The sequence below is a fragment of the Acidocella aromatica genome (genome assembly GCF_014201825.1).
In the GTDB taxonomy this organism is placed as follows: domain Bacteria; phylum Pseudomonadota; class Alphaproteobacteria; order Acetobacterales; family Acetobacteraceae; genus Acidocella; species Acidocella aromatica.
Genome location: NZ_JACHFJ010000022.1, coordinates 1 through 5,801, shown reverse-complemented (window position 1 = coordinate 5,801; position 5,801 = coordinate 1). Strand labels below are relative to the sequence as shown.

Here is a 5,801-nt window from a genome sequence, read left to right as displayed (position 1 = left end):
GTTGTTTGACAATTGCATAGGCTGGGAAGGGATACGCTGGTGGCGTTTCCGGGTTGGGGTTTTTGCTCTGACTTGCTGGATCTGACTTTGGTTAGGTTTGGGGTAGCTTGGTTTGGATGGGCTTTGCTCTGTTCACACCTAAGATATTAGGAAGCGTTGTGGTGTATTTCTTTTGAAATTACGTACAGAACGCTTTGAATTTAGCGTGCGCTGATGAGGCGTGCGCGAGCAACATGTGAGCGGGGTTTTCGTTTTATTTGAAGTCGGTGACGACTGAGAATGGGATGAACTTGAGAGTTTGATCCTGGCTCAGAGCGAACGCTGGCGGCATGCTTAACACATGCAAGTCGCACGGTCAGCAATGGCAGTGGCGGACGGGTGAGTAACACGTAGGAATCTATCCTGGGGTGGGGGACAACAGCGGGAAACTGCTGCTAATACCGCATGATACCTGAGGGTCAAAGGCGCGAGTCGCCTTGGGAGGAGCCTGCGTCTGATTAGCTAGTTGGTGGGGTAAAGGCCTACCAAGGCGACGATCAGTAGCTGGTCTGAGAGGATGATCAGCCACATTGGGACTGAGACACGGCCCAAACTCCTACGGGAGGCAGCAGTGGGGAATATTGGACAATGGGGGCAACCCTGATCCAGCAATGCCGCGTGTGTGAAGAAGGTCTTCGGATTGTAAAGCACTTTTGGCAGGGACGATGATGACGGTACCTGCAGAATAAGCCCCGGCTAACTTCGTGCCAGCAGCCGCGGTAATACGAAGGGGGCTAGCGTTGCTCGGAATGACTGGGCGTAAAGGGCGCGTAGGCGGTTGTTACAGTCAGAAGTGAAATTCCTGGGCTCAACCTGGGGACTGCTTTTGATACGTAGCGACTAGAGTAAGGAAGAGGGTTGTGGAATTTCCAGTGTAGAGGTGAAATTCGTAGATATTGGAAAGAACACCGGTGGCGAAGGCGGCAACCTGGTCCTTTACTGACGCTGAGGCGCGAAAGCGTGGGGAGCAAACAGGATTAGATACCCTGGTAGTCCACGCTGTAAACGATGTGTGCTGGATGTTGGGGGACTTAGTTTCTCAGTGTCGTAGCTAACGCGATAAGCACACCGCCTGGGGAGTACGGCCGCAAGGTTGAAACTCAAAGGAATTGACGGGGGCCCGCACAAGCGGTGGAGCATGTGGTTTAATTCGAAGCAACGCGCAGAACCTTACCAGGATTTGACATGGGCAGGCCTGGCACAGAGATGTGTCTTTCCCGCAAGGGACCTGCCGCACAGGTGCTGCATGGCTGTCGTCAGCTCGTGTCGTGAGATGTTGGGTTAAGTCCCGCAACGAGCGCAACCCTTGCCTTTAGTTGCCATCATTTAGTTGGGCACTCTAAAGGAACTGCCGGTGACAAGCCGGAGGAAGGTGGGGATGACGTCAAGTCCTCATGGCCCTTATGTCCTGGGCTACACACGTGCTACAATGGTGGTGACAGTGGGAAGCTATGTGGTGACACAATGCTGATCTCTAAAAGCCATCTCAGTTCAGATTGTACTCTGCAACTCGAGTACATGAAGGTGGAATCGCTAGTAATCGCGGATCAGCATGCCGCGGTGAATACGTTCCCGGGCCTTGTACACACCGCCCGTCACACCATGGGATTTGGTTTGACCTTAAGCAGGTGCGCTAACCCGCAAGGGAGGCAGCCTACCACGGTCGGGTCAGAGACTGGGGTGAAGTCGTAACAAGGTAGCCGTAGGGGAACCTGCGGCTGGATCACCTCCTTTCAAGGATTTTTCTCCGAGCATTCCTTTTGGAATTTGGAGAATCCGAGAAAATAAAATCCTACGATGGATATCGTGGGTACCATGCCTGTTTTGGCTGAGTTATTTGAAGCGCCATCAACGTATCCCTTTCCTGTAACAGCGGTTGGAACTTTAGTGTTCCGAACCGATGCTGACTTAAACTTCTTAAGTTCAAGACTTTTGGGCTAGTAGCTCAGTTGGTTAGAGCACACGCTTGATAAGCGTGGGGTCGGAGGTTCAAGTCCTCCCTGGCCCACCATTAGTTTGGTGGCTGCGCTGCTTTGCGGCGCGGCAGGCAAGACTGGGGATGTAGCTCAATTGGTAGAGCACCTGCTTTGCAAGCAGGGGGTCGTCGGTTCGATTCCGTCCATCTCCACCATTTTGGTGAAGGTTGTTGGATGCTTGGTGGGTGAAAGCCTGCCGGTGTGTTGTTACAGGAAAAATCGAGTTTCGATTCATCTTTGGCTTCGTTCCTGCAAAGGTCGGGGTTAATGTGGATTGGATGTTTGCTCCCAGCTTAATTGTTGAAGAGCAAGTTTGTTCTTTGTCAGGGTGAATAGGTTTTGGTGCATCTGGATGCGCGTATTGGTTTTCGTGAAAGCGTAAATCGGTCCGGGCTCTTGTGCTTGGGTTGTCTGACCCGTGGAGCGGCGCAAGCCGTGAGACGTAAGCGCGAGTTGTTCGAGTGTTCAGAAGCATGTGTGTGATCTCACTTACCAGTGCAGTCAAACGCTGTCGGGTTTGGTTTTGGTCGTTGAAGTTTTTGGGCGGCGCTGTTCCTAGCGGCGAAGTTCGAAAGCGGAGATCTGGGCTTCAACCTGATGGATGGTTCCTGTGCATGGTGGGTAGCAGTTTGAATGTGTTCAATGTTCAAGCTGTGGTGAGAATAATTGAACGACAAAAGGGCATTCGGTGGATGCCTTGGCACCAGGAGGCGATGAAGGACGTGGCACGCTGCGAAAAGCCATGGGGAGCCGCGAGCAGGCTTTGATCCATGGATATCCGAATGGGGAAACCCCCTCGTAAGAGGATCGTATGCTGAATACATAGGCATGCGAGGCAAACCCGGGGAACTGAAACATCTCAGTACCTGGAGGAAAAGACATCAATTGAGATTCCGCTAGTAGTGGCGAGCGAACGCGGAACAGGCCAGTGCCTCAATCAACGTTAGCAGAACAGTCTGGAAAGTCTGGCAATATGGGTGATAGCCCCGTATGCGTAAGCAATGATTGAGGACTTGAGTAAGGCGGGACACGTGAAATCCTGTCTGAACATGGGGGGACCACCCTCCAAGCCTAAATACTCCCTGGTGACCGATAGTGAACAAGTACCGTGAGGGAAAGGTGAAAAGCACCCCGACAAGGGGAGTGAAAGAGACCTGAAACCGGATGCCTACAAGCAGTCGGAGCACCTTTTGGTGTGACGGCGTACCTTTTGTATAATGGGTCAGCGAGTTTCTGTTCGCGGCAAGCTTAAGCCGGTAGGCGTAGGCGCAGCGAAAGCGAGTCTGAATAGGGCATTCAGTCGCGGGCAGAAGACCCGAAACCAAGTGATCTAGCCATGGCCAGGCTGAAGGTGGGGTAACACCCACTGGAGGGCCGAACCCACGCCTGTTGAAAAAGTCGGGGATGAGCTGTGGCTAGGGGTGAAAGGCCAATCAAACTTGGAGATAGCTGGTTCTCCGCGAAATCTATTTAGGTAGATCGTCGTATGTATACCCTGGGGGGTAGAGCACTGGATGGGCTAGGGGGTCCCAAAGACTTACCAAACCTAACCAAACTCCGAATACCCAGGAGCTTTGTACGGCAGACAGACGGTGGGTGCTAAGGTCCATCGTCGAGAGGGAAACAGCCCAGACCACCAGCTAAGGTCCCCAAATTATGGCTAAGTGGGAAAGGATGTGGGAATTCCAAAACAACCAGGAGGTTGGCTTAGAAGCAGCCATCCTTTAAAGAAAGCGTAATAGCTCACTGGTCTAATAGAAATCCTGCGCCGAAAATGTAACGGGGCTCAAGCCATATACCGAAGCTGTGGGCGCAATTTATTGCGCGGTAGCGGAGCGTTCCGTAGGCCTGCGAAGGGTCACTCGTGAGAGGGCCTGGAGGTATCGGAAGTGCGAATGCTGACATGAGTAGCGACAAACAGAGTGAGAAACTCTGTCGCCGAAAGTCCAAGGGTTCCTGCGCAAGGTTAATCCGCGCAGGGTTAGTCGGCCCCTAAGGCGAGGGCGAAAGCCGTAGTCGATGGGAATCAGGTGAATATTCCTGAACCTGCTAGAAGTGACGAATGCAATATGTTGTCAGGTCTTATTGGATTGACCTGGCTTTTGGAGCATTCCAGGAAATAGCTCTAGCTTATAGACCGTACCCGAAACCGACACAGGTGGACTGGTAGAGTATACCAAGGCGCTTGAGAGAACTATGCTGAAGGAACTAGGCAAATTACTTGCGTAACTTCGGGATAAGCAAGACCCTGCAGTGGGCAACCATTGTAGGGTGGCACAAAAGAGGGGGTAGCGACTGTTTAGTAAAAACACAGGGCTGTGCGAAGTCGAGAGACGACGTATACGGTCTGACGCCTGCCCGGTGCCGGAAGGTTAAGAGGAGGTGTGCAAGCACTGAATTGAAGCCCCGGTAAACGGCGGCCGTAACTATAACGGTCCTAAGGTAGCGAAATTCCTTGTCGGGTAAGTTCCGACCTGCACGAATGGCGTAACGACTTCCCCACTGTCTCCAGCATAGGCTCAGCGAAATTGAATTCCCCGTGAAGATGCGGGGTACCCGCGGTCAGACGGAAAGACCCTATGAACCTTTACTGCAACTTTGCAGTGGCATTAGGAGAGTGCTGTGTAGGATAGGCGGGAGGCATTGAAGCCGGGGCGCTAGCTCTGGTGGAGCCAACCTTGAAATACCGCCCTGAACTCTTCTGATGTCTAACCGAGTCCCGTTATCCGGGACCGGGACCCTGCATGGTGGGCAGTTTGACTGGGGCGGTCGCCTCCCAAAAAGTAACGGAGGCGCGCGATGGTGGGCTCAAGCCGGTCGGACATCGGCTGTTGAGTGCAATGGCATAAGCCCGCCTGACTGCGAGAGTGACAACTCGAGCAGAGACGAAAGTCGGCCATAGTGATCCGGTGGTTCCACGTGGAAGGGCCATCGCTCAACGGATAAAAGGTACTCTAGGGATAACAGGCTGATCTCCCCCAAGAGTCCACATCGACGGGGAGGTTTGGCACCTCGATGTCGGCTCATCACATCCTGGGGCTGGAGCAGGTCCCAAGGGTTCGGCTGTTCGCCGATTAAAGTGGTACGTGAGCTGGGTTTAGAACGTCGTGAGACAGTTCGGTCCCTATCTGCCGTGGGTGTTGGAGGCTTGAGAGGATCTGTCCCTAGTACGAGAGGACCGGGATGGACGTACCTCTGGTGTACCGGTTGTCGCGCCAGCGGCACAGCCGGGTAGCTAAGTACGGAAAAGATAACCGCTGAAAGCATCTAAGCGGGAAACTTACCTCAAAACTAGGCCTCCCTGAGGGTCGTGGTAGACCACCACGTCGATAGGCCGGGTGTGGAAGCGGAGTAATCCGCGCAGCTAACCGGTCCTAATAACCCGATAGAGTTCAAATATACCTCACCAACCCCCATACACAGCAATCATCCATCGCTGTCACAGATCACACACAAAAAAAAGCACCAAAACCAAACCACTCAGATCAGCAGCTTTGATAGCCTGGACGACCTGGTGGCTCTGGCGGGGAGCCTACACCCGATCCCATCCCGAACTCGGCCGTGAAAATCCCCAGCGCCCATGGTACTGTGTCTTAAGACACGGGAGAGTAGGTCGCCGCCAGGTCCTCCAGACTATCAAAACAAAATAAAAACCGCCCCTAAACGCAAATAAAAGCGAAGTAAGGGCGGTTTTTGCACAACATACAAACGCGGGGTGGAGCAGCCCGGTAGCTCGTCAGGCTCATAACCTGAAGGTCGTCAGTTCAAATCTGGCCCCCGCAACCA

The 5,801-nt window shown here is 53.2% G+C and carries 3 tRNA genes and 3 rRNA genes; all 6 read left to right on the top strand.

Annotated features, from left to right (window positions below):
- The first annotated feature begins 286 nt into the window (after positions 1-286).
- Positions 287-1,773, top strand: a 16S ribosomal RNA gene (locus HNP71_RS13935).
- A 200-nt stretch (positions 1,774-1,973) separates the two neighbouring features.
- Positions 1,974-2,050 (top strand) — tRNA-Ile (locus tag HNP71_RS13930).
- Positions 2,051-2,094: 44 nt separating this feature from the next.
- Positions 2,095-2,170, top strand: a tRNA-Ala gene (locus tag HNP71_RS13925).
- 510 nt (positions 2,171-2,680) lie between these two features.
- Positions 2,681-5,414 (top strand): 23S ribosomal RNA (locus HNP71_RS13920).
- A 111-nt stretch (positions 5,415-5,525) separates the two neighbouring features.
- Positions 5,526-5,640, top strand: a 5S ribosomal RNA gene (gene rrf, locus HNP71_RS13915).
- Together the 16S, 23S and 5S rRNA genes with 3 tRNA genes alongside form the textbook arrangement of a ribosomal RNA operon.
- Positions 5,641-5,724: 84 nt before the next feature.
- Positions 5,725-5,801, top strand: a tRNA-Met gene (locus HNP71_RS13910).